The 4,781-nt window shown below is 40.2% G+C and carries 6 protein-coding genes; 2 read left to right on the top strand and 4 right to left on the bottom strand.

What is annotated here, in order from left to right; genetic code table 11:
* Nucleotides 1–2: 2 nt before the first annotated feature.
* Both pyrH and Q0625_RS06200 read left to right on the top strand, forming a co-directional pair.
* Nucleotides 3–710: a UMP kinase gene (pyrH, locus tag Q0625_RS06205; RefSeq protein ID WP_298824616.1), complete on the top strand. Its 708-nt coding sequence runs from the start codon at nucleotides 3–5 to the stop codon at nucleotides 708–710.
* 46 nt (nucleotides 711–756) lie between these two features.
* Complete coding sequence (locus Q0625_RS06200; protein ID WP_298824613.1) at nucleotides 757–1,707, top strand: cation diffusion facilitator family transporter; 951 nt, start codon at nucleotides 757–759, stop codon at nucleotides 1,705–1,707.
* A gap of 51 nt (nucleotides 1,708–1,758) precedes the next feature.
* Here Q0625_RS06200 and tpx read toward each other — a convergent pair whose 3' ends face one another.
* The 4 genes from tpx to Q0625_RS06180 all read right to left on the bottom strand — a co-directional run bounded on the left by tpx (nucleotide 1,759) and on the right by Q0625_RS06180 (nucleotide 4,588).
* Nucleotides 1,759–2,256 (bottom strand): thiol peroxidase, encoded by a 498-nt coding sequence (gene tpx / locus Q0625_RS06195; RefSeq protein WP_298824610.1) that lies wholly within the window; start codon nucleotides 2,254–2,256, stop codon nucleotides 1,759–1,761.
* Nucleotides 2,257–2,332: 76 nt separating this feature from the next.
* Nucleotides 2,333–2,842 (bottom strand): thioredoxin family protein, encoded by a 510-nt coding sequence (locus tag Q0625_RS06190; protein WP_298824618.1) that lies wholly within the window; start codon nucleotides 2,840–2,842, stop codon nucleotides 2,333–2,335.
* Between the two features lie 103 nt (nucleotides 2,843–2,945).
* Entirely contained in the window at nucleotides 2,946–3,995 is a 1,050-nt protein-coding gene (gene queA, locus Q0625_RS06185; protein ID WP_298824606.1) for a tRNA preQ1(34) S-adenosylmethionine ribosyltransferase-isomerase QueA, read from the bottom strand.
* Nucleotides 3,996–4,066: 71 nt separating this feature from the next.
* Nucleotides 4,067–4,588 (bottom strand): shikimate kinase, encoded by a 522-nt coding sequence (locus tag Q0625_RS06180; protein WP_298824603.1) that lies wholly within the window; start codon nucleotides 4,586–4,588, stop codon nucleotides 4,067–4,069.
* Between the last annotated feature and the right edge of the window lie 193 nt (nucleotides 4,589–4,781).

Below are 4,781 nucleotides of genomic sequence, written 5' to 3'. Positions count from 1 at the left end.
AAATGAAATACAAGAGAATCCTCCTCAAGCTAAGTGGAGAAGCCCTTATGGGAGATCGTCAGCATGGTATAGATCCTGCGCGATTGAAGGAATATGCTATTGAGATAAAACAGGTCGTAGAACAAGGAGCCGAAGTAGCGGTGGTCATTGGAGGAGGGAATATCTTCCGTGGGCTTGCTGGAGCTAGCAATGGTATGGACAGGGTACAGGGCGATTATATGGGTATGCTTGCCACGGTGATTAACTCATTAGCATTACAAAGTGCTTTAGAGGATGAGGGGGTACTCACTCGCTTGCAAACTGCTATTACCATGGAGGCTATTGCGGAACCTTTTATCCGTCGTAGAGCGGTACGCCACTTGGAAAAAGGGCGTGTGGTTATCTTTGGGGCTGGTACAGGGAACCCATACTTTACCACCGATTCAGCGGCTGTGCTTCGTGCCATAGAAATCAATGCTGATGTAATCCTCAAGGGTACCCGTGTAGATGGTATCTATACTGCTGATCCAGAGAAAGATCCTAAAGCTACTAAGTATGGAAACCTTACTTTTGCTGAGGCTATAGACAAAAATCTTAAAGTAATGGATATGACTGCCTTTACTCTTAGCCAAGAAAACCACTTGCCAATTATCGTTTTTGATATGAACAAAAAGGGCAACTTGGCAAAAATAGTAGCAGGAGAAGTAGTAGGAACAATCGTTAATGATTAGTTGTTAGTCCATAGCAACTAATCACTAACCACTAATTACTAAAAATATGGAACATCATGATCATGACCATCATGGTCACCACCATCATCACCATGTACCAGATTTGAAGCGTATCAATCAGGCTTTTTATGTAGGGATAGGTGCCAATGCACTCTATACAATTATTGAGTTTGTAGTGGGGATTCGTATCAATTCCTTAGCCTTGATCTCGGATGCTAGTCATAACCTGAGTGATGTGGCTACCCTTATTATTTCTCTTTTGGGTATGAAATTGGCGCAAAAGGGAGCTACAGCACTTTATACCTATGGGTATAAAAAGGCCTCTATACTAGCTTCGTTTGTCAATGCAGTGATTCTCTGCTTGATAGTTATCAAAATAGGGGTGGAGAGTATTGAGCGTTTTTCTCATCCTCCTCAGATGCAGGGAACGATGATTATTATCACGGCACTGATAGGGATTTTTATCAATGGGCTTTCAGCCTTTCTTTTCTATAAAGGACAGAAAGACGATATCAATATCAAGGGGGCTTTCTTACATCTCTTGGTGGATGCATTGGTTTCCTTTGGAGTAATCGTTTCAGGAGCTTTGATTTCGCTTACAGGGTGGAATATTATAGACCCAATTATCAGTTTTGTTATTGCTTTTGTTATTCTCTTTTCTACTTGGGCACTACTCAAGGAGAGTGTTAAGCTCATTTTAGATGGAGTACCTCACCAAGTATCCAATGAAGAAATACAGCAATTACTGCTTGCTCACCCTAGTGTCTCTTCCATTCATCACTTACATATCTGGGCACTGAGCAGTTCTGAGAATGCCTTGACAGCACACTTGGTGATTAAGGAAGGCATCTCTTTGGAAGAAATAATGCAGATGAAGAAAGAACTCAAGCACTCCCTCTATCACGAAGGCATACAACATGCCACCTTAGAGATAGATACCTGTAATTTCCGTTGTGGGGATACCACTTGTAGTTGTTATCATCAGCATGAAGAGTAAAATAGGGAGCGACCTTTCGCTCCCTATTTTCTTATCTTAAAGACTTATTTCTTATTTTAAAGCCCTAAGAGCAGCTTCATAATCAGGTTCATGAGTGATTTCCTCTACCTGTTCGGTATAGAGCACTCTATCTTCTTCATCCAAGACAATAACAGCACGGGAGAGAAGTCCCTTAAGTGGAGTATCAAGAAGTTCCAAAGGATATTTCTTAGAGAAATCGCCACGGAAGTCGGAGAGTACCTCTACATTGTTAAGTCCTTCAGCCCCACAGAAACGTGTCATAGCAAAAGGTAAGTCCTTGGAGATACACAATACTTTGGTATTAGGGAGGTTGGCAGCTTCTTGGTTAAAACGTCTTACAGAAGCGGCACATACTCCTGTATCTACACTGGGGAATATGTTGAGCACTACACGTTGTCCTTGGTAATCAGAGAGTGATTTTTCTTTCAAATCACCACCAACTGCTACAAAATTAGCAGCAATAGTACCTACTTTAGGTAGTTCACCTGCAGTAGAGGCAGGTTCATTATGAAAAGTAATATTTGCCATAAAAACTTTATTTTTAACGGGTGCAAAGTTAGAAAATAATCGTGAAATAAAATACTTTTTTGTCTTAAAATAAACGTTAAAGTTGACCGTTTAAGTCCAATCTTCCCAATAGGAATTTTCTGACTTTTTCCTTATTATATCCTTTGTTTTCTTCCATATCCTCGGTCTTTCGAGTGGTGAGGATATTTCCTTTTTTGTCAAGAATCAGAAAGGCGGGGTATCCATATTTCTCTCCAGGGTTCCCATATTTGGCAAAGGCTTTTTCATTCTTATTCTCCGGAGAATAGTTTAGGTGGTAATAGAGGTATTTCTTATCCAAAATCTTTTTTAGCTTTGGATCAGTGGTTACCAAGTGATTAAAGCGTAAGCACCATATACACCAATTACCCCCTATCTGGATAAGGAGTTTCTTGTTCTTTTTTTGAGCTTGCTTGAGCAGCTCATTGATTTTTTCAAGTCCGTCCTCTTCGGGGTTATAAGGCTTAGGCAAGGCCTCTTTTTCTTGTGCCACTTCGTCCTGTTGGCTCTGTGCAAATACTATAGGTTGCCCTATACATAGTAAGGCAATAAGGAATAAACGACTTATCAATTGTTAATTATTAATTGTTAATTTTCTGATATTGGTTGCTATCTTAAATTGTCAATAGTTAAGTTGTCATTCGTGATAATTAATAATTGACAATTAACCATTATATGATTAGCATAGCATCTCCGTAGGAGAAGAATTTGTATTTTTCTTTTACAGCTTCCTCATAGGCATCCATGATGAGTTCATGTCCAGCAAAAGCAGAGACCATCATCAGAAGGGTGGATTTGGGCGTATGGAAATTAGTAATCATTGCATTGGCTACCCCAAAATCGTAAGGAGGGAAAATAAACTTGTTGGTCCAACCGACAAAAGGATTCAGTGTATTGTGAGAGGATACAGAACTTTCCATAGCTCGCATAACGGTAGTTCCTACCGCACATACACGCTTACCTGCTTCCTTAGCTTTATTCACCTTATCACAAGCTTCCTGAGGAATTATAATCTCTTCGCTGTCCATTTTGTGCTTGGAGAGGTCTTCCACTTCCACAGGATTAAAGGTGCCTAGCCCCACATGTAGGGTAAGTTCAGCAAAGTTGATACCCTTGATTTCTAATCGTTTCATTAGCTGTTTGGAGAAGTGTAGCCCCGCAGTAGGCGCAGCTACAGCTCCTTCATGCTTTGCATAAATGGTTTGATAACGCTCTTCATCCTCAGGCTCTACAGGGCGGGAGATATACTTAGGCAGTGGAGTATGTCCCAATTCTAAGAGTTTGTTACGGAAGCCCTCATAGGAACCATCAAAAAGAAAACGCAGGGTACGTCCGCGAGAGGTAGTGTTATCAATAACCTCTGCTACCAATTCTTCCTCTTTGTCAAAGAAAAGTTTGTTACCGATACGAATTTTTCGGGCAGGGTCTACCAGTACATCCCATAGGCGTTGTTCTTTGTTAAGCTCACGAAGTAGGAAAACTTCTATTTTAGCATTGGTTTTTTCCTTATGACCATAGAGGCGTGCAGGGAATACCTTGGTGTTATTAAGTACAAAAACATCTCCGTCGTCAAAATAATCAATCACATCTTTGAACAATTTATGTTCGATAGTGCCTGTTTTGCGATGAACGACCATAAGGCGTGCTTCATCGCGGTTTTCGCTAGGATACTCAGCTAAGAGTTCTTTGGGAAGATTGAAGTTAAAGCTAGATAATTTCATTGTTTGTATCAAAAGCATTTAAAGGTGCAAATATACGACTTTCAAGGGGGTATTGTCAAGATTTTTTTTAATTATTTTATTTGTGCTTTTATTTTTTCTACAATTTGTTCAGGGCTTAGCCCATGGCAGGGGAGGGTAAAATGGGCTTGGGTGTAGAAAGGAAAACGTTCGAAGAGGTGTTTGTTTAGAAATTCTTCCATATCTTTTTGGGATAGGTGAGCGATAAGTGGTCGTTGTTCCTTTTCAGGAAGGAGTCGAGCCATAAGGACGGTTGTAGGTAGTTGTAGGTAGAAAGAATAAGGAGAGGCTGCACGGACAAGCTCCATTGCTTTTCCATAACAAGGGGTGCCACCTCCCAGGGCAATTACCATGGGAGAAGGAGAAGAGAGGAGTTCCTTAAGGTAAGCAAGTTCTTGTTTTCTAAAATAAATTTCCCCTTTTTGGGCAAATATCTCAGAGATTTCTTTTCCTTCTTTGCGTGTAATAAAGTCGTCTAAGTCCTCAAAAGGGAGGGCAAGAGAATGAGCAAGGAGCTTACCAATGGTAGATTTTCCACTTCCCATATAGCCCAAAAGGATAATTTTTTCATCCATAAAATACAGAGTAATAATGTGTTGCGATAAAGACAGAAACAAAATGCAAAAATAATCATTTTTTTGTTTGTTTATATGAAAAAAAGCTGTAATTTTGCACCCGCAATAAAGCTCTTAGCTAGAGTGAGGAATTGCAAAGGACTTGGTAGCTCAGTTGGTAGAGCACAACACTTTTAATGTTGGGGTCCTGGGT

Source organism: uncultured Capnocytophaga sp. (assembly GCF_938029845.1).
In the GTDB taxonomy this organism is placed as follows: Bacteria; Bacteroidota; Bacteroidia; order Flavobacteriales; family Flavobacteriaceae; genus Capnocytophaga.
Note: the sequence above shows the minus strand (reverse complement) of the source record. Positions and strands in the feature narration are given on the sequence as shown.